This window comes from Streptomyces sp. P9-A4 (genome assembly GCF_036634195.1).
In the GTDB taxonomy this organism is placed as follows: Bacteria; Actinomycetota; Actinomycetes; order Streptomycetales; family Streptomycetaceae; genus Streptomyces.
In genome coordinates this window covers 2,590,849-2,609,227 of sequence record NZ_JAZIFY010000001.1, presented here as the reverse complement: position 1 = coordinate 2,609,227, position 18,379 = coordinate 2,590,849, and the positions used below count along the sequence as shown (strand labels likewise).

Here is an 18,379-nt window from a genome sequence, read left to right as displayed (position 1 = left end):
CGTGCACCCCCGTAAGCCATTGATCGCCGCGCTGCTCAGCACGGCCCTCGCCGCCGGCGCGCTTGCCGCGACCGTCGGCCTCGGCTCCGCCCAGGCGGCCGACACGACGACCACTGCCTCTGCGGGCAACGTGCGCATCGCGTACTACGACCAGTGGAGCGTCTACGGCAACGCGTTCTACCCCAAGCACCTCGACACCCGGGGCATCGCGGGCCGGCTGGACGTCATCAACTACTCGTTCGGCAACATCCACCCCACCAACCTCACCTGTTTCGAGGCCAACAAGGCCGCGGGTGACGACAACAACCCCAACGCGGGTGACGGTGCGGGCGACTCGTACGCCGACTACCAGAAGTCCTTCAGTGCGGCGGACAGCGTCGACGGCATCGCCGACAAGTGGGACCAGCCGATCGTGGGCGTCTTCAACCAGTTCAAGGAACTGAAGGCGAAGTACCCCAACCTGAAGATCAACATCTCGCTCGGCGGCTGGACCTACTCCAAGTACTTCAGCGACGCGGCCAAGACGGACGCGAGCCGCAAGAAGCTCGTCTCCTCCTGCATCGACCAGTACATCAAGGGCAACCTGCCCGTCGAGGGTGGCTACGGCGGCCCCGGTACCGCGGCCGGCATCTTCGACGGCATCGACATCGACTGGGAGTACCCCGGTTCCTCCGGCGGCCACCTGGGCAATCACTACGCCCCCGAGGACAAGCAGAACTTCACGCTGCTCCTCGCCGAGTTCCGCAAGCAGCTCGACGAGTACGGCACCGCCAACGGCGGCAAGAAGTACCTGCTCACCGCCGCCCTCCCGGCCGGCCAGGACAAGATCAAGTACATCGAGACGGACAAGATCGGCGCGTACCTCGACTACGCGAACATCATGACGTACGACATGCACGGCGCCTGGGACGGCGACGGGCCGACGTACCACCAGTCCCCGCTCTATTCGGGCACCGACGACCCGACCGACCCCATCGCGCCGGGCACCGAGAAGTACTCGATCGACAACGCGATCGACTCCTGGATCGACGGCAAGCCCGCCTACGGCATCGCAGGCGGCTTCCCCGCCAACAAGCTGACCCTGGGCTACGAGTTCTACTACCGCGGCTGGAAGGGCGTCCCGGCCGGGACCGCCAACGGCCTCGCGCAGCCCGCGACCGGCGGCTCCAACGTCCGCCCGCTCAGCCAGCAGGCCGGCATCGCGCACTACAAGGAGCTCGGCGGCATCGTCGACAACGCCGCGACCACCTTCTGGGACGAGCAGGCGAAGTCCTCGTACTTCTACAAGGACGGCGAGTTCTTCACCGGGCTCAACCAGAAGTCCATCCAGGCCCGGGTGGACTACGGCAAGCAGCGCGGCCTGGCCGGCGCGATGATGTACTCGCTCCTCGGCCTGGACGACAACGCCACGCTGCTGACCCAGATCAACACCGCGCTCGGCGGCACCACCACCCCGCCCACGACGCCGCCGACGACCCCGCCGACGACGCCCCCGACCACCCCGCCCACGACGCCGCCGACGACCCCGCCGACGACCCCGCCCACGGGCAGCTGCACCGCCCCGGCGTACGTGGCCGGCACGATCTACAACACCGGCAACCTCGTCTCCCACAAGGGCCACACCTGGAAGGCCCAGTGGTGGACCCAGAACGAGGAGCCGGGCACGACCGGCGAGTGGGGCGTCTGGAAGGACCAGGGCGCCTGCTGAGGCCCTGACCCGCTGACCCCCTCATGAACCACTGCCCCCGCCCGGAATGTCCCTCCGGTCGGGGGCAGTCCCATGCCCGGACTCCCCACGGTCCCGGTCCCGGTCTCACACTGGCAGCGGCTCCGTGCCGATCAGTTCGGCGATGCGGTCCGGGGCCACCGCCCGTGAGTACAGCCAGCCCTGCCCCGTGTCGCAGCCGATCCTGCGCAGCCGGCTCGCCTGCCCCGAGGTCTCCACGCACTCGGCGGTGACGGTGAGCCCCAGCCGGTGCGCGAGCTGCACCAGCGCCTCGACGATCAGCTCGTCCGCCGGGTTGGCGTGCTCCTCGTCCTGGAAGCCGCGGACGAAGGAACCGTCCAGCTTGAGCACCGAGACCGGCAGCCGGCTCAGATAGGCCAGGTTCGAGTAGCCGGTGCCGAAGTCGTCGATCGCGATCCGCACCCCCATGTCGCTCAGCGCCTGGAGCGCCTGGAGCGGCCGTCCCGCCGAGCCCATCACGGCGGACTCGGTCAGCTCCAGCTGGAGGAGGTGCGGGGCGAGACCGGTCTCGGCGAGGATGCCGGCCACGTCCGCGACCAGGTCGGAGTCCCAGACCTGACGGACCGCCACGTTGACGCTCACGAAGATCGGGCGCTCGCGCGGATGGTCCTTCTGCCACTGCCGCGCCTGACGGCAGGCGGTGTTCAGGACCCACCGGCCCAGCTCCACGATGGAGCCGTCCTCCTCGGCGATGGCGACGAACCGATTCGGCGGGAGCGTGCCGAACTGCGGGTGGTTCCAGCGCACCAGCGCCTCCACCCCGCGCACCGCCCCGTCCGCCAGGTCCACGAGCGGCTGGTACTCCAGGGCGAACTCCCCGCGCTCCACGGCCGGGCGGAGGGTGGAGGAGAGCGCCTGCCGGGTCATCCGGTGCGCGTTGCGCTCCGGGTCGAAGAGCGTCCAGCGGGCCTTGCCGTCGGCCTTCGCCCAGTACAGCGTGGTGTCGGCGGCCTGCATCAGGGCGGTCGCCGTCGTGCCGAACCCCGAGCGCTCGACCACACCGATCGAGGCGGAGACCGAGAGCCGCTGGCCGCCCAGGTCGAAGGGCTGCTGGAGCGCGGTGAGCACCGAGCGCGCCAGATCGGCGAGTTGCTCCGTACCGGTGGAGTCCTCGACCAGGACCGCGAACTCGTCGCCGCCGAGCCGCGCCACGAGATGGCCGCCGCTGCGGGTGTATCCGTCGCTGTCCGCGCACTCCGTCAGCCGGGCGGCGACGGCGGCGAGGAGGCGGTCGCCGACGCGGTGGCCGAGGGTGTCGTTGACCGCTTTGAAGCCGTCGAGATCGAGGTAGCAGAGTCCGATCCGCCCTGTTCTGCCATACCTGTACGACTCGTAGGACGAACGGACCGGCCCCCGGGGCTCCGCCGCGCGTCCGGTCGTCCCGGTGCCGTGGACGCCCTCGGTGTACGGGGTTTCCTCGGCGTACGGGGTGTCCCCGGCGTCCTGGGGCGAGGCCTCAAGGGCCGCCGAGAGGCGCTCGAAGAACAGCGCGCGGTTGGGCAGCCGGGTCACCGGGTCGTGCATCTGGAGGTGGCGCAGCCGCGCCTGCAGTTCGCGCCGGTCGCTGATGTCCGCGATCGACAGCAGCACGCGCCGGCTGTCGGGCACGGGCGCGACGGTGACCTCGGCCCACAGCGAGCGCCCGTCAGCGTGCTTGAGGCGGCGGGTGCAGCGGAAGCGGGAGCGCCGGCCGCGCAGCACCTCGCGGTACGCGTGCCAGGTGCGCCCGTCGGAGGCGAGGTCGACGAGGTCGGCGGCGGCCTGCTCGCACAGCGCCCCGGGGTCGGAGCCGAGGAGGGAGCCGAAGGAGTCGTTGGCCGAGACGACCACGCCGTCCTGGTCGACGACGGCCATGGCGAGCTGGGCGACCCGGAAGGCGGCGCCGTAGTCGCGGAGTTCGGCGGCGCGGCGGTCGGCGGCGGGCGCGGCGCGATGGTCGGCGGCGGGCTCGGCGCGGCGGTCCGCCAGGGGCTCGGGGCGGCGGTCGGCGTGGGCCTCGGGGTGACGCTCCGTGAGTGCGGGGTGCGTCGTGTGCGTCTCCGGCGGCTCCGGGTGCACCGGTTCTTCGGGGGTTCCGCTCACCGCTCGCTCCCGTAGTGCAGTCGGGCCGGTCACATGTGGTCGGGACGGTCGGCCAAGGAAGAGTGAGCCGATCATAGAGCCAGCGCGGGGGAGCCTTCCAGCTCCGGGGGGCTCTCGGGGGGCGTGCGGAGCTGTGAGGCCGACCACCGCGGGACTCCGGACGATCGTTTCTGCGCGGGTCTGACACGGGTCGTTGAGGTCGTGACCGAATGTGACTTTCCGTGAGGCGAAACGTGCTCGTGTCGCGTCGCCCCCATGGCGCCCTCTCACCCGACCGGGGCAGTGGAAACGTGCGAAACACCGCAAACCATCACAAGGTGGGTGGGGTGTCCCGCATTCCCGAACCGGAGGTCCACGTGAGGGGTCAGCAGCCACCCGGGGGAGTGGAACGCTCGCGGCTGCGTGCCGGGGCCGCGGCCTTCACCTCGCTCGCCGCCCTGGCCGCCACCGGGCTGGTCGCAGGCCCGGCCGTCGGCGCCCCGGCGCCGAACCCGTGCGCCCTGCCCCGTACCTCGGCCCATCACTCGCTCGGCCTCGACACCTGGAACAGGTCGTACCCGCGGCCCGACCGCACCCTCGACGCCGTCATGATCTTCCTGTCCTTCCCGGACGCCGAGCCCCTCACCCAGCCGGCCGAACTGGCCGCCGACCACTTCCCGGCCACCAGCCAGTTCTTCAGCCGCGCCTCCTACGGGCGGTTCACCCTGCGCCCGCACCCCCAGCGCACCTGGACCCCGATGCCGAAGCCGTCCAGCGCATACGGCATAAGGCGTGACTGGGACGTCGGGAAGCGCGCCGTCTACCTCCGCGACGCGATCGCCGCCGCCGACGCGGACGTCGACTTCTCCCGGTACGACATCGTCTACCTGGTCGCCGATCCGGACGCGCCCGGCGTGGACTCCGACGCGACCAAGGTCGTCAACCTCGAACGCCCGCTGGAGGTCGACGGCACCGAGATCAACCGGGTCGTCACCGTCTTCGAGCGGCACCCGCCCGACCGCAACGTCCTCGCCCACGAGACCGGCCACGTCTTCGACCTGCCCGACCTCTACCACCGCCCGGAGGACGGCAAGGGCGACTGGGACACCCATGTGGGCGACTGGGACGTCATGGGCAGCCAGTTCGGGCTGTCGCCCGACCTGTTCGGCTGGCACAAGTGGAAGCTCGGCTGGCTCTCCCGCGCCCAGGTGACCTGCGTCCAGGGGACCGCCCCCCGGATGGTCAGCCTGGAGCCGACCGACGCCCCGGTCACGGCCGGCACCACCCTCGGCACCCGGCTGGCCGTGGTCCGCACCGGCCCCGACAGCGCCCTCGCCGTCGAGGCCCGGAGCGATGCGGGCAGCGACGCCGACACCTGCGTCGAGGGGGTGCTCGTCTACCGGATCCGGAGCGGCACGGCCTCCGGCGACGGCCCGGTCGAGGTGGTCGACGCGCACCCGCGCACCGAGGCCTGCTGGGACCGCTCGGTCTATCCGCCGCTCGCGGACGCCCCCCTCGAAGAGGGCGAGACCCTCACCGTGCCCGGTACGGGGGTACGGGTCGAGGTCACGGACCGCACGGAGTCGGGCGCCTGGACGGTACGGATCACCCCGCCGGCCGTGGGCTGATCCTCGGCCCGCGCCCGGCCCGGAACACGAAGAAGCCCCTCGCTTCCGCGAGGGGCTTCTTCTGTCTGTGCGCCGCCAGGGACTCGAACCCCGGACCCGCTGATTAAGAGTCAGCTGCTCTAACCAACTGAGCTAGCGGCGCCTGCTGACGTCGTAGACATTAGCATCCGGATCGGCGGGAGGAAAAATCGATACCCGCACGTCGGCGGCGGAGTACGTCCGAACGGCCCGCACATAGGCCCAGAGCACGACCTCGGGCCCCGGCAGCCACGGGCTCCGGGTGTCGGGGGCCACCACCCAGCGGGGGCCGGAGGTGCCGGACGGCACGAGCGGCGGCACGGTGACGGCGTCCCCGACGCCGTGGCAGAGCGGCCGGGGGACCTGCTCCCCCCTCCCCCGAGCACTTCGCGCAGGGGGGACCCCCACCTCCCAGTCGAGCAGGGCGGGCAGCCGCTGGGCCGTCCCCGGTGCGGTGAACAGCATCATCCGGCCCCGGTGGACGGCGACAGGCCCCGATCCCGGGCCCTCCTCCCACAGCCGGTCCAGCATCCGGCGGCCGAAGACCGGGTCGACGTTGACGACGTCGAAGACCCGGCCGCAGGGCAGCGCCGCCGGCGAGGCCGGCCGGGCCTCCCAGCGGGTGAGCGCCGACTCGCCGCGGCCCCCGGCGGCCGAGGCCAGCCAGGCGGCTCCGTCGGCGGTCACCCGGGCCGTCTGGTGCCGCACCTCGTCGCCCTCCCGGAGGAACCGGAAGATGTCGTGCGGGGTCTCTTCGCGCAGCCACGTCGTCATGTCTCCAGATGTACCGGGAGTGACGGCGCGGTAGCCGAGTGTTCGCGGAATCCCGGACAGGAGGGGAGGGGGAGGAGTATCGTGCCTCCTCGGCATATGCCAGACGGCGATTCCAGGCCACCCGGAGGCACTTCGAGCCGCCCGAGGGCCCCGCGAGGCCCCGAGATTCCCCGCCCGGGATCATCCCCCCCGGATCAGTCCTCCGCCGGGCGCCCGTTCGTCCTGATCAGGTCGCGGCCGAACTCGATCATTTTCAGCGCGTAGTCCTCGGTCCACTGCGCCCGTTCGGCGACGTCCGCCGTCGTCAGCCGGTCGAACCGGCGCGGGTCCGCCAGCTGCGCCGCCGCGATGGCCTGGAACTCGGTGGCCCGGTCCGTCGCCGCGCGGAACGCGAGCGTCAGCTCCGTCGCGCGGGCCAGCAGCTCCCTCGGGTCCTCCAGCGACTCCAGGTCGAAGAAGTGCTCCGGGTCGGCGGTCGCCTCGGCAGGCTCGAAGATCAGCGGTGCCGGCCTGAGCCGCCGCTGTCCGCTCCGTTCCGCGGGTTCCGCCATCGTTCTTCTCCTCCTCGCACAGGCACGGCCCGGAATCCCGGGCCGTCTTCCATTGTCCCGCGCCCCGCAAGGGCGCGAACCCTCCCGCGTACGCCCCCGGTGTCCCCCGGGCCCCGGTTTGAGCCCGGCGGGCGGGCCCGGGGCCGGGCTCGGGCGGGCGACGGGCCCGGGATCACGGCGTCCAGGTCACCCGGTGTTCCTCCAGATGGGACAGGACCGTGTGGTTCGCCTCCCAGCCGTCGGGGAACGACACCGCGACCCCCAGCTGGACCGGCTCCGTCGACGGATGCGCGTCGAGCAGGTCCGCCACGCCCGCCCGGCAGACCACCACGCACGCGTGCCGGTGCCGGGAGGCGAGGACGCACAGCCGCCCCGTCTCCAGGTGGAAGGCCGTCGCGTCCGGCCGCCCGGACAGAGGGTGCAGGACGACCGTCACGTCGTACTCGCGCCCCTGGAGCCGGTTCGCGGTGTCCACCGTCACGCCCGTCACGCCCAGCTCCGCGAGCGCGGCCCGGACCGCCGCCGCCTGGTCGCGGTGGGCGGTGCCGACCGCGATCCGGTCCGGCGTCAGCGGGACGGCGGCCTCCGACCGCTCCGAGACCGCCGTGCCCTCCCGGTCCAGCAGCCGGCGCACCACCAGCGCCACCGCGCCGACCGCCTCCGGGTCGGTGCGCGGGGTGTGCGCGGCGGGCAGTTCGAGCAGGCCCCAGCCGGACTCCGCCGCCTCGTCGAGGACCCGGTCGGGACCCGAACCGTCCGACGCCACCCCGAACGACAGCTTCCGGTCCCCGTGCCCGGTGCCGCTGCGGAACGGAGTGAACGGGTAGAAGGCGTCCGACACCAGCGGCGCCGCCGAGGCCGGCAGCCGCCAGGACACCGGCAGCCGGTGCTGCGGCAGCTCCGGGTTGTGCGCGAGCAGGGTCGCGACGGCGCTCGCCGAAGGGTCGTACGACAGCCCCGCCCACTGCTCCGCGCCCACCACGGAGAACGGGTCGAGCTGTCCGGGGTCACCCACGAACAGTGCCCGCTCGAAGAGGCCCGCCACCGCGAGCAGCGCGTCCGAGCGCATCTGGTACGCCTCGTCGACGATCGCGTGCGCCCAGGGCTCGACGTTCTTCACGTGCCCCCACTTGGCGGCCGTGGACAGCACGACCGGCAGCCCGGCCAGCTCACCGGCCTTCGCCGACTTCCGTACGTTCTCCAGGTCGTCGAGCGCCTTGTCGTACGGGTCGGAGTCGTTCGAGTGCAGCCGGCCCACCTCAAGGTCGGGCTCCTTCTCGGCGAGCCGCAGCACCAGGTCGTCCACCTGCGCGTTCGTCTGCGCCACCACCATCAGGGGGCGCCCGGCGGCGGCCAGTTCCAGCGCGGCCCGGACGACCAGGGTCGACTTCCCGGCCCCGGGCGGGGAGTCCACCACGACACCGCGCGCGGTGCCGTGCAGGGTGTCCGCCAGGATGCCGGCCGTCGCCCGGCCGGCCTCCGCCGAGGGGTCGAAGGGTTCGGGACTCACAGCACGTCCTCCGGGGTCACGGCGTCGGGCAGTTCCACGGCGTCGGTCCGGGGCGGACCGCCGTGCGTCCAGGGGGTCTCCTCCGCGTCCGGCAGCTGCGGCCCGACCCGCTGGTCGTGCTCGAACAGGGTCCAGGAGATCCGCTCGCCCTTCTCCGGCACCGAGCCCGGCGCAGGCTCCTTCGACCGGCCCATCCGGTCGAGCAGCCGCAGCAGCAGCGCCCCGTCCTCCTCGTACCGCACGAACTCCGCCGCCTGCGGCTTCCCGTCGAGCGACCGGTACACCCTCACCCTCCCCCAGCCTTCGGCCGGGGGGACCCCCACGCCCAGGTGCGGCCGGTCCTCCGTGCGGACCGTGAGCAGGGGGCGCGGCGCGGGCCGCTTCGACTCCGTCCACGCCATCGTCACCTCGACGACCTCCGCCGCGAACGCCTCGCCCGCGAGCCGCCGCCCGGCGAGCACCAGCGGATCGTCGAGCGCCTCCTGCGCCTCCAGCTGGCCCTGCGCCTGCTCGCGCGCGGCGAGCTTCCGGGCCGCCGTCACGGCGTCGTCCCGGCGCGGCTGCGGCGGCTCACCGGCCGTGACCCGGTCCCGGTGGGCGGTGAAGGACCAGCGGTCGCGGGTCCAGCGGTCCTCGACCCTGGTGCCTTCCGGCAGCTCCCGCAGCAGGCCGACCGCCCGCCAGACCGCGTCCCAGGTCGGTTTCAGCTGGGAGACGACGAGCCGGCGCAGCTCCCGCTCGGCCGCGTGCAGCTCACCGAGGCCCGAGTCGGCGCTCTCGCCGTCCTCGGCCGCGCCGAGCCGCTGCCGGGCCCGGTCGTACCGCTCGATCGCGGGCGCGAGCAGCCGGTTGTCGAAGGCGGGGTCGGTGGCGGGCCCGGCGGGCGGGCAGAGCAGCTGCCCCTGGGAGTCCCGGCCCGTCTCCGCCCGCAGCGCCGCCTCCGCGCCCGGTGCGTCGGACGGGTCGATCCAGGCGAGCAGCGCGCCGAGGTGCTGGTCCTCCAGGGAGGACTGCCCGGTCGCCCAGTGCCGGTTGAGCAGGTCGGTCGCCGACAGCAGCAGCGAGGAGCCGGGCACCCGGGCCCGGTCGCCGAAGTGCGTCAGCCAGCGCCCGAGCAGCGGGACGCGCGGCGGCGCGGGGAACGGTGTCTCCGGGTCCTGCTCGGCCGTCCACCGGAACCGCGTCGACCGCCCCAGCAGCCGTACGTACTCGATGCCGGCCCGGCTCGGCACGATCAGCTGCGGCGCGTCCGCGCACAGCTCGACCTCGACCTTCACCTTCTTGCCGGTCTCGGGGTCGACCTCGCTCTTCTCCGCCGTCTCGACGACGTCCGCGAAGGAGTCGATGTACGGCAGGACCTCCTCGGCCAGATCGGCGAGGAACGCGAACCGCAGGTCACGGTCCCGGGGCTGCGGCACCACGAGCAGCCGCGGCTCCTCGGGGCCGGTGCCGACGAGGGCGCCCAGAGGGGCGCCCGCCTCACCGGCCGTCGTCAGCGGTACGAGGACGAGGGGCCGCGCGGAGAGCCGCCGGTGCCGGACGGTCGCGAGCGGCTGCGCCCGGCCCGACTCGACGGCCTCCATCCGGGCGAGCGTGGAGATCAGCGACATGCCACACCCCCCGAACCCGCCGCCAGCGCTTCCTGCCGCAGCGCCCGCGCCCTGCGCAGTGCCGCCACCGCCGGGTCCTGAGGGTCGCCCTCCTCGCCGCGCGCCGCCGCCAGGACCGCGCCGACGGTCGTCAGACCGCCCAGCTCACCGCGTACCGAACGGCCCAGGGTCTCCACCGCGCCCGTCTCCCGCGACCGCGACCGGCAGTGGAAGGCCAGCTCGCAGGCGGCCAGGCACTCCGGCGCGTACTGGTGGGGCACCGACTCCACCGCCGCCGTCAGCTCCTCCGCCGAGCGCTCCGCCACATCGAAGCTGGTGCCCTCGGGCAGCGCCCGCGCGATCTCGTCGATCCGGGTCAGCCGGGCCAGCTGGCGCCGGGTGACCGAGCGCTGCTTGCGCACGTCGACGACCGAGGCCGTCGGCACGTTCGAGAAGTCCTTCGGGCAGACCAGGAGCACCGACTGCGCGACCCGCGCGCCCTCCGTCCTGGCCGCCACCCGCTCGAGCGCCAGCACGTACACGGCGGCCTGCCGGGCCGCCGCGCCCACCTTCGACGCGTCCGCCGCGCCGTCGACCATCGGGAACGACTTGATCTCCACGACCGTCCACCCGCCGTCGGGGCGGACCACCACCGCGTCCGGCTCCAGGTACACCGGCGAGCCCGCGACCTCCAGGGCGAGCAGCGGATGGTCGAGCAGCGACCACGCCCCCGCGTCGGTCGCCTCCCGCAGCGCGAGCGCCGTCCTGGCCACCCGCCCCTCGGGTCCGGCCGCCGCGAGATCGGGCACGGACACCGCGCCCGGCTCCTCCACGCCGATCAGGCGCAGCAGCTCACGGCCGCCGTCCGCCTTGACCTTCGCCTCGAAGGAGTTGCCCCGCACGATCGCGAACTGCGACTGCCCGAACGGGGCGGGCGAGCCGAGCTTCGCGGCGAGCGCGGACTTGTCGACCCCGGCGCCGTCGAGCAGGGCCCGCCGCCGGCAGCCGGGATTGGCGGCCAGCGCCGCGAGGGCCCGCGCGTCCAGTGGACGCGGTGGGGTGGCCGGGCCGCGCAGCTCAGCGAGTTGTCGACGGGTGGTCCGCGGGGGTTGGGGCAGACCGCTGTCCAGGGATGCGCTCACCCGGGGAAGTCTCGCATCCGCCACTGACAACCGGGGGAGCTTCCGCCGTCCCGCGCAGCCGCCCGGCGAGCCGCAGCGCGTACGGGGTCAGCAGCAGCCCGGCGCCCATCACGGCGGCCCCGCCGACCGCGTCCAGCAGGTAGTGGTTGGCGGTCCCCATCACGACCACCGCGGTGACCAGCGGATACGCCACTCCGAGGGCCTTCGCGAGCGGTGTCCGCCCGTACCTCCAGAGCATCACCCCGCACCACAGCGCCCAGCCGACGTGGAGGCTCGGCATCGCCGCGTACTGGTTGGTCATCCCGCCGAGCCCGCGCGGTGCGCTGGCCTCGCCGCCCCACCAGCCGTACGCGCTGAAGTGCGCCATCGTGTCCGTGAAGCCGTGCGCCGCGTCGAGCAGCCGGGGCGGGCAGGTGGGCAGCAGGGTGAAGCCGACGAGCCCGAGCAGGGTGGAGACCATCAGCCAGGTGCGGGCGGCCCGGTAGTGGGCGGGGCGGCGGCGGAACAGCCACACCAGGATCGCCGGGGTCACCAGGTAGTGCAGGGAGGCGTACGCGAAGTCCGCCGGGACCCCGAGCGCGGGCACGTCCGTGAACAGCCGGTTCAGCGGGTGCTCGGCGTCGATCCCCAGCCGTTCCTCCAGGCGGAGGATCGCGAGCCCGTGGCCGACGGCCGAGTCCTCGTCGCCCCGGGCCAGGAGCCGTCCCGCGGAGTAGCCCGCGTAGACGACGCCGACCAACGACAACTCCAGCCACCAGCGCGGCTTGCGCATGCGAAAGATCCCCCCGACGTGTCCTGCCCGGGGAGGGGGACGCCGTGGGCCGCCCCGGGGTTGCCCGGACGTCACCCCGAATCCCTCTGGGCGATGATGGGAGAGGCACGCCCGCACCGTGAATCCGCACCGTGAAACCCCTGGAGAGTCCTTCCCATGGCACCGCGCATCCTGCTCGCCCGGCACGGCCAGACCGAGTGGTCACTTCTCGGCCGGCACACCGGCAGGACCGACATCCCGCTGCTCGACGAGGGCCGGCGCGGCGCGAAACTGCTCGGCGAGCGCCTGCACCGCGGCCCCTGGCAGGGCCTGCCCGGCGTGGAGGTGCGCACCAGCCCGCTGGTCCGCGCGAGCGAGACCTGCGAGCTGGCCGGCTTCGGCGACCGGGCCGAACCCTGGGACGCGCTGATGGAGTGGGACTACGGCGCGTACGAGGGGCTGACCCCGCCGCAGATCCAGGACATCCGCCCCGGCTGGTTCATCTGGCGCGACGGGGTCCCGGACGGCGAGACCCTGGCGCAGCTCTCGGACCGCGCCGACACGATCGTGAACTGGGCCCGCTCCGCCGACCGTGACGTCCTGGTCTTCGCGCACGGGCACATCCTGCGCTCGATCGGCGCGCGCTGGCTGGGCGAGGACGTCTCCTTCGCCTCCCGCATCCGCCTCGACCCGACGAGCCTCTCGGTCCTCGGCTGGGCGTACGGCGCCCCGGCGATCGAGCGCTGGAACGACACGGGGCACCTGGAGTCACCGGCGTAACGACGGGGCGGTGGCCGGACGGCGGTCGGCCGGGGCGGCCGGGGCCGGCCGAGTCCAGCCGGGGCCGGCAGCCGGCCCGGCCCGGACCGGGGTCCACCGCGCGTCAGTACGCCGCGAGCACCTGCCGCGTCTCCGCGAGCATCCCCCGGACGCGCGCCGAGGCGATGCCCTCCAGGGAGTCCACCACCCGCTTCGCCTCCGCCGCCGCCTCGTCCGGGCGCCCGGCGTGCGCCAGGTCCTTCGCGAGATGGGCGCGGTAGAGCGCCAGGTTCCGGGCGAAGTGCGGGTTCTGCAGCACGGTGGCCCGGTGGGCGTGCCGGGCGGCCCGGCCCCAGTCGCCCAGGGCCGACCAGCACTGGGCCTCCAGGGCCTCCCGCTCCGGCTCCCCGAAGAACGACATCCACTCTGGGTCGCCGCCCGAGGGCCCCCGGTCGAAGTGGCCGTGGGCGCGGCCGAGTGCCTGCTCGCAGGCGGACCGGTCGCCGAGCCCCGCCCAGGCGCCCGCCTCCCGCAGCGACAGCAGGGACAGCAGCCGGGCCGAGTCCAGCGGCTGCGCGGCCCGCTGCCCCGCCTGCGCCGCGCGCACCGCCTCGCGGAACCGGCCGGTGTCCCTGGCGAGGAAGGACGTGTTGCAGAAGGCGTGCGCCTCCAGGGCCGCGTTCCCCGCCACGCGCGCGGTGGCGAGGGCCTCGGCGTAGTGCGAGCGGGCGTCCTCGTGGCGGCCGGAGTCGTGGGCCAGCCAGCCGACGGAGAGGGCGAGTTCGCCCGCCCCCGCGTGCAGCCGGTCCTCGGTGGAGCGGCGGGTCATGGTGCCCGTGTCGAGCAGCGCGTAGGCGGCGCGGAGCGGCTGGGCGGCGACCTTGTAGAGCCCGTCGGCGCCGTGCCGGTCGTCGAGCAGCCGGATCTGCCGTACGGCGTCCTCGACCGCCCGTACCTCGGCGTCGCCGATCCGGTGGGTGCCGCGGGGGGAGGGGATCGCGACGGCGGGGCCGCCGAGTCCCAGCGAGGCGACCGCCAGGGTGGCGGAGCCGCTCGTCATGAATGCGCGACGCAGCACGTCGCTCTCCTCATCGTTCCGGGTCGTGACGGCCGCGGGGGGCGGAGCCCCGGCCGGGACGGCCTGCCGCCGTCCACGCACCGTCTCCCGCGCGGAGAAGCCCAGGTCGGAGAGGCCCAGACCGGGGAACATATGCAGGAAGACCCGCTCGTACGCGTAGTTGGGGCAGCGGATCTCGCCCGCTTCCACGCGCCCGATGTAGCGGGCGTCGCACGCGACCTGTTCGCCGATCTCCCGCGCCGCCCGGCGGACCGACGCGGCGAACTCCGCCGGGGAGTGCTGTCCGCGGAGCCGACGGAAGGCGAGATTGGGAACTGCCCGTGACATCGCCATGGCCGAGCCCTCTCCTGGTGCTGCCGGGTGTCCGGCGGCAAGAACGTACCTGCTGTGACCGGACGCACGCGCTGAGTTTGGCTACAAATCGGATATCTCGCCTGCGATCTGCCATGAACTGCCATCCTTTGCGGCGGCATCCCGCCGTAGCCGTTGACGCGCACGGGCGTTGAACCGTAAGGGAGAGACGGCACGTGTCTCCTCAGGAGCCAGGAGGGGTCCCCCATGTCGGAGATCGGTTCGCAGTCGGCCACGTGGCACGCGCCCGCCCCGGAGGCCATGCGCCACACATCCGCCCCGGAGGCCGACGGGCCGCAGCCCGCCGCCGGAGCCTGGGACCTGGTGACCGTGCCGGTCCGGCAGGGCCTGGAGGCCGTGGACATCCTGCGGCGCGGCGCCACCCCCGCCGTCGGCCCCGTCGTGCACGACGGCACCTGCGACACCCTGGGCTTCCTCGTCCCGCCCGGCACCGCCGCCGCCTGGGACGTCCCCGGCAGCGCCTGTACGCGGACCTCGGGGCGCGGGCTCCGCCTCCCCGAACTGCCCGAGCTCCCGGAACCGGCCGGGGACGCGCCCCGCCCGGCCGGCTGGCTGCTGCCGCCCGGGGACGCCGACCCGGTCACCGACCCCGCCGTGCTCCGCGAGGCCCTCGGCGAGGCGGCCCGGCTCATCGAGGCGGCCGACGGCTGCCACTGAGCCGCCCGCCGCCCGTGCCCGGATAATGGGCACGTGGCCAGGAACAAGCAGCGTGACCGGGCGGCGTCGGCCGCCGCCCCCGTCGTCGAGAACGTCGACGGCGGACTCGCCGAACTCATACCCGACCGGGAGCGCCCGCGCGCCTGGACGCTCCTCATCGACGGCGCCCCGCAGTCCCATGTGGACCTCGACGACCCGGCGCACCTCACCTTCGAGTACCAGCGGCGGCTCGGCCACGTCATCGACCTCGCCGCCCCGCCGAACCGCCCGCTCCAGGTGGTCCACCTCGGCGGCGGCGCCTTCACCCTCGCCCGGTACGTCGCCGCGACCCGGCCCCGCTCCACCCAGCAGATCGTGGAACTCGACGGGCGCCTCGTCCAGCTCGTACGCCGGGAACTCCCGCTCGACGCCAACGCCCGCGTCCGGGTCCGCTCCACCGACGCCCGCGCCGGGCTCGGCAAGGTCCAGGACGGCTGGGCCGACCTGGTCATCGCCGATGTGTTCAGCGGGGCCCGCACCCCGGCGCACCTGACCAGCACCGAGTTCCTCGCGGAGGTACGGCGGGTGCTGCGCCCCGACGGCTGCTACGCGGCGAACCTGGCCGACGGCCCGCCGCTGACCCATCTGCGCGGCCAGATCGCCACCGCCGCCGCCGTCTTCCCCGAGCTGGCGCTGACCGCCGACCCGACCGTGCTGCGCGGTCGCCGCTTCGGCAACGCGGTGCTGCTCGCCTCGGACCGGGAGCTGCCGGTGGCGGAGCTGACCCGCCGGGTCGCCACCGACCCGCACCCGGGCCGGGTCGAACACGGGCGGGCGCTGGCCGACTTCGCCGGGGGAGCGGTGCCGGTCACCGACGCGAGTGCCAAGCCCTCGCCCGTACCGCCGGCGTCCGTCTTCCGCTGACCGTCCCGGCCGGGGCCCCGGGGCCTCAGACCGCTCGGTCCTCGATCTCCACCCGGGGCGCGGTGTCGTGCCAGACGCAGAACACGGACAGCTCGCGGCCGTCCGCGGTGAACGTGACCCGGATCCAGGTGGACTGCTTCCACACCTGCATCTGCCAGCCGGAGGCCGGGATCGCGGAGACCAGTTCGGCCGAGGTGTCCCCGATGTCGAAGGTGACCCGGCCGCCGTCGACCGTGTAGCTCTTCACATCCGAACCGGAGTCCGCCGGGGCGGTGGTGGGCGCTTTCGTCGTGGGCCTGGGCGTCCGCGAGGGGGGCGCCGGAGGGGTCGCGGGCGCGGTCGTGGGGTCGGCGCTCGGCGTGGCCCTGGTGGTGGCGGGCGGGGAGGGCGTCCCGGTCCCGGGCCGCCGCGTCGACGAGGACCGCGGGTCGTCGCCGGCCGTCTCCGCCACGTCGGCGGCGCCGGCGGGGAGGGGCAGCGCGCGCGGAGGGTCGTAGACCGTTCCGGACAGCACGGTGTGCACTCCCCACCAGGACAGGGTGACCGCCGCGCCGGTGGCGAGCGACCAGGCCAGGGCGTGAACGAGTCCTCTTCGCACCGGGACATAGTGCACCACGCCCGGGAGGGCCGGGCCGGGGGGTGGACATCGTCCGATGATTCCCCTGAATGGCGTACGGTGCCGCCCATGGCAAGTGTGCTCGTGGTCGAGGACGACCAGTTCGTGCGCTCGGCCCTCATCCGCCAGCTGTCCGAGGCCTCCCACACGGTACGGAGCGTCGGCACGGCTCTGGAGGCGCTGCGCGAGGTCGCCCATTTCCGCTTCGACGTCGTGATCCTGGACCTCGGTCTGCCGGATCTCGACGGGTCCGAGGCGCTCAAGATGCTGCGCGGAATCACCGACGTCCCGGTGATCATCGCGACCGCCAGGGACGACGAGGCGGAGATCGTACGGCTCCTCCACGCCGGGGCCGACGACTACCTCGTGAAGCCCTTCTCCGTGGACCATCTCACGGCCCGGATGGCCGCGGTGCTGCGCCGGGCGAGGTCCGCCGCGGGGGAGGCGCCGCCCTCCCGGGTGATCCGGGTCGGCGGGCTCACCGTCGACCCGCTGCGCCGTCAGGCGGAGCTCGACGGGGCGCCCCTGGACCTCACCCGGCGCGAGTTCGACCTGCTCGCCTTCCTCGCCGGGCGGCCCGGTGTCGTCGTCCCGCGCAAGGAACTGCTCGCCGAGGTGTGGCAGCAGTCGTACGGGGACGACCAGACCATCGACGTACATTTGTCATGGCTGCGGCGGAAACTGGGTGAAACGGCCGCCCGTCCCCGCTACCTGCACACCCTGCGCGGGGTCGGCGTGAAGCTGGAACCGCCCCGGGAGCCGCAGCCGTGAGATGGGCGCTCGTCAAGGTGTCGCTCGCCGTCACCGCCATGGTCGTCTTCGCCTTCGCCGTACCCCTCGGGCTGGTCGTCAAGGAGATGGCCCGCGACCGGGCGTTCTCCAACGCCGAACGGCGGGCCGCGGGCCTCGCCCCCGTCCTCGCCATCACCACCGACCGCGACGAACTCGAGAAGGCCGTCGCCACCACCGAGGACGGCGCCGCCGGACGGCTCGCCGTCCACGTGCCCGCCGCCGAACCCGGCGGTACGGCCCTCGCGATCGGCACCCGGCGGGCCGGCGAGGAGGAGCTCGCCGCCACCCGCAGGCTCGGCCGGGCCTCCATCGCGGAGGTCCCCGGCGGCTACGCGCTGCTCCAGCCCACCGCCCTCAGCAGCGCCCAGGTCGCCGTCGTCGAACTCTTCGTCCCCGAGAACGAGGTGTCCAACGGCGTCGCCACCGCCTGGCTGGTCCTCGCCGGGGTCGGCGTCGCCCTGATCGTCGGCTCCCTCGCCGTCGCCGACCGGCTCGGCGTCCGGATGGTCCAGCCCGCCCAGCGGCTCGCGGGCGCCGCCCACGACCTCGGTGAGGGCAAGCTCGGCGCGCGGGTCCCCGAGGAGGGCCCGCCCGAACTCAAGTCGGCCGCCGTCGCGTTCAACTCCATGGCCGACCAGGTCGTCCAACTCCTCGCCAACGAACGGGAACTGGCCGCCGACCTCTCCCACCGGCTCCGCACCCCGCTCACCGTGCTCCGGCTCAACGCCGCCTCGCTCGGCTCGGGACCGGCCGCCGACCAGACCCGCGCCGCCGTCGAGCAGCTGGAGCGCGAGGTCGACACCATCATCCGTACGGCCCGGGACGCGAAGCCGCAGACCCAGGCGACCGGGCCGGGCGCGGGCTCCGACGCCGCCGAAGTGGTGCGCGAACGCATGGAGTTCTGGTCGGCGCTCGCCGAGGACGAGGGCCGCCGGGTCCGGATCGCGGGCGTCGAGCGCCCGGTCCGCATCCCGGTCGCCCGCCACGAGCTCGTCGCCGCGCTCGACGCGTTGCTCGGCAACGTCTTCCGGCACACCCCCGAGGGCACGGCCTTCTCCATCGACGTCCACAACGGCGACGACGCCGTCATCGTGCTGGTCTCCGACGCGGGCCCCGGCATCGCCGACCCCGCCGCCGCGCTGGCCCGCGGCAACAGCGGCGCCCGGGACGGCTCCACGGGCCTCGGCCTCGACATCGTGCGGCGGATGGCGGAGGCCACCGGCGGCGACGTCCGCATCGGCCACTCGGTGCTCGGCGGCACGGAGGTCCGGATCTGGATCGGCCTCGACGGCCGCCGCACGGGCGCCGCGTCCGGCCGCCGGGGCCACCGCCCGCCCCGCCGCCGCGGCGGCACGGGCACCCGAAGGGCCAACGGCGGCTGAACCGCCCGCCGTTCCCCGGCCGACGGCGACGGAACCGTACCCCGCTCCA

16 protein-coding genes and 1 tRNA gene are annotated in these 18,379 nt (G+C 74.1%); 7 read left to right on the top strand and 10 right to left on the bottom strand.

Going from position 1 to position 18,379, the window contains the following annotated elements; all coding sequences use genetic code 11:
• The first annotated feature begins 1 nt into the window (after position 1).
• Positions 2-1,708, top strand: a complete 1,707-nt coding sequence (locus tag V4Y03_RS11690; protein WP_332434872.1) for a glycosyl hydrolase family 18 protein — start codon at positions 2-4, stop codon at positions 1,706-1,708.
• Between the two features lie 105 nt (positions 1,709-1,813).
• On the opposite strand, the gene V4Y03_RS11685 is transcribed toward V4Y03_RS11690, so the two are convergent.
• Positions 1,814-3,829 (bottom strand): putative bifunctional diguanylate cyclase/phosphodiesterase, encoded by a 2,016-nt coding sequence (locus V4Y03_RS11685; protein ID WP_443079775.1) that lies wholly within the window; start codon positions 3,827-3,829, stop codon positions 1,814-1,816.
• A 326-nt stretch (positions 3,830-4,155) separates the two neighbouring features.
• Between V4Y03_RS11685 and V4Y03_RS11680 the strand changes: the two genes are divergently transcribed.
• Complete coding sequence (locus tag V4Y03_RS11680; protein ID WP_443079774.1) at positions 4,156-5,436, top strand: M6 family metalloprotease domain-containing protein; 1,281 nt, start codon at positions 4,156-4,158, stop codon at positions 5,434-5,436.
• Positions 5,437-5,504: 68 nt separating this feature from the next.
• On the opposite strand, the gene V4Y03_RS11675 is transcribed toward V4Y03_RS11680, so the two are convergent.
• From V4Y03_RS11675 to V4Y03_RS11645, 7 genes are all read right to left on the bottom strand, one after another.
• Positions 5,505-5,578, bottom strand: a tRNA-Lys gene (locus V4Y03_RS11675).
• Positions 5,569-6,228 (bottom strand): hypothetical protein, encoded by a 660-nt coding sequence (locus tag V4Y03_RS11670; protein WP_332434871.1) that lies wholly within the window; start codon positions 6,226-6,228, stop codon positions 5,569-5,571. Before V4Y03_RS11670 ends, V4Y03_RS11675 begins: the two co-directional genes overlap by 10 nt.
• A gap of 194 nt (positions 6,229-6,422) precedes the next feature.
• Complete coding sequence (locus tag V4Y03_RS11665; RefSeq protein ID WP_317878833.1) at positions 6,423-6,779, bottom strand: hypothetical protein; 357 nt, start codon at positions 6,777-6,779, stop codon at positions 6,423-6,425.
• A 172-nt stretch (positions 6,780-6,951) separates the two neighbouring features.
• Positions 6,952-8,289, bottom strand: a complete 1,338-nt coding sequence (locus tag V4Y03_RS11660) for an AAA domain-containing protein (protein WP_332434870.1) — start codon at positions 8,287-8,289, stop codon at positions 6,952-6,954.
• Positions 8,286-9,899: a hypothetical protein gene (locus V4Y03_RS11655; protein WP_332434869.1), complete on the bottom strand. Its 1,614-nt coding sequence runs from the start codon at positions 9,897-9,899 to the stop codon at positions 8,286-8,288. Before V4Y03_RS11655 ends, V4Y03_RS11660 begins: the two co-directional genes overlap by 4 nt.
• Positions 9,890-11,020 carry a hypothetical protein gene (locus tag V4Y03_RS11650; protein ID WP_332434868.1) on the bottom strand — a complete coding sequence of 377 codons (1,131 nt, stop codon included), beginning with the start codon at positions 11,018-11,020 and terminating at the stop codon, positions 9,890-9,892. The genes V4Y03_RS11655 and V4Y03_RS11650 overlap by 10 nt, the downstream gene beginning before the upstream one ends.
• Positions 10,956-11,792 carry a phosphatase PAP2 family protein gene (locus V4Y03_RS11645; protein WP_317878611.1) on the bottom strand — a complete coding sequence of 279 codons (837 nt, stop codon included), beginning with the start codon at positions 11,790-11,792 and terminating at the stop codon, positions 10,956-10,958. Before V4Y03_RS11645 ends, V4Y03_RS11650 begins: the two co-directional genes overlap by 65 nt.
• Before the next feature lie 156 nt (positions 11,793-11,948).
• On the opposite strand from V4Y03_RS11645, the gene V4Y03_RS11640 reads away from it, so the two are divergent.
• The gene (locus V4Y03_RS11640; protein ID WP_317878612.1) at positions 11,949-12,551 is read left to right on the top strand and encodes a histidine phosphatase family protein; all 603 of its coding nucleotides are present in this window, start codon (positions 11,949-11,951) and stop codon (positions 12,549-12,551) included.
• A 103-nt stretch (positions 12,552-12,654) separates the two neighbouring features.
• Here the strand turns inward: V4Y03_RS11640 and V4Y03_RS11635 are convergent, their stop codons facing one another.
• Positions 12,655-13,941, bottom strand: coding sequence for a tetratricopeptide repeat protein (locus tag V4Y03_RS11635; RefSeq protein ID WP_332434867.1), 1,287 nt, complete (start codon positions 13,939-13,941; stop codon positions 12,655-12,657).
• A 225-nt stretch (positions 13,942-14,166) separates the two neighbouring features.
• Between V4Y03_RS11635 and V4Y03_RS11630 the strand changes: the two genes are divergently transcribed.
• Both V4Y03_RS11630 and V4Y03_RS11625 read left to right on the top strand, forming a co-directional pair.
• Positions 14,167-14,637: a hypothetical protein gene (locus V4Y03_RS11630; protein WP_443079773.1), complete on the top strand. Its 471-nt coding sequence runs from the start codon at positions 14,167-14,169 to the stop codon at positions 14,635-14,637.
• 33 nt (positions 14,638-14,670) lie between these two features.
• Positions 14,671-15,540 carry a spermidine synthase gene (locus tag V4Y03_RS11625; RefSeq protein WP_317878592.1) on the top strand — a complete coding sequence of 290 codons (870 nt, stop codon included), beginning with the start codon at positions 14,671-14,673 and terminating at the stop codon, positions 15,538-15,540.
• Positions 15,541-15,565: 25 nt separating this feature from the next.
• Here V4Y03_RS11625 and V4Y03_RS11620 read toward each other — a convergent pair whose 3' ends face one another.
• A complete protein-coding gene (locus V4Y03_RS11620) occupies positions 15,566-16,138 on the bottom strand; it encodes a hypothetical protein (RefSeq protein ID WP_317878591.1) in 573 nt (190 codons plus the stop codon).
• An 87-nt stretch (positions 16,139-16,225) separates the two neighbouring features.
• On the opposite strand from V4Y03_RS11620, the gene V4Y03_RS11615 reads away from it, so the two are divergent.
• A complete protein-coding gene (locus V4Y03_RS11615) occupies positions 16,226-16,927 on the top strand; it encodes a response regulator transcription factor (protein WP_332434866.1) in 702 nt (233 codons plus the stop codon).
• Entirely contained in the window at positions 16,924-18,330 is a 1,407-nt protein-coding gene (locus V4Y03_RS11610; RefSeq protein WP_332434865.1) for a sensor histidine kinase, read from the top strand. The genes V4Y03_RS11615 and V4Y03_RS11610 overlap by 4 nt, the downstream gene beginning before the upstream one ends.
• The last annotated feature ends 49 nt before the right edge of the window (positions 18,331-18,379 follow it).

Coding starts and splice junctions, on each gene's coding strand:
- V4Y03_RS11655 (WP_332434869.1), bottom strand. CDS start 9,899: ATGTCGCTGATCTCCACGCTCGCCCGGATGGAGGCCGTCGAGTCGGGC.
- V4Y03_RS11665 (WP_317878833.1), bottom strand. CDS start 6,779: ATGGCGGAACCCGCGGAACGGAGCGGACAGCGGCGGCTCAGGCCGGCA.
- V4Y03_RS11645 (WP_317878611.1), bottom strand. CDS start 11,792: ATGCGCAAGCCGCGCTGGTGGCTGGAGTTGTCGTTGGTCGGCGTCGTC.
- V4Y03_RS11670 (WP_332434871.1), bottom strand. CDS start 6,228: ATGACGACGTGGCTGCGCGAAGAGACCCCGCACGACATCTTCCGGTTC.
- V4Y03_RS11615 (WP_332434866.1), top strand. CDS start 16,226: ATGGCAAGTGTGCTCGTGGTCGAGGACGACCAGTTCGTGCGCTCGGCC.
- V4Y03_RS11635 (WP_332434867.1), bottom strand. CDS start 13,941: ATGGCGATGTCACGGGCAGTTCCCAATCTCGCCTTCCGTCGGCTCCGC.
- V4Y03_RS11640 (WP_317878612.1), top strand. CDS start 11,949: ATGGCACCGCGCATCCTGCTCGCCCGGCACGGCCAGACCGAGTGGTCA.
- V4Y03_RS11630 (WP_443079773.1), top strand. CDS start 14,167: ATGTCGGAGATCGGTTCGCAGTCGGCCACGTGGCACGCGCCCGCCCCG.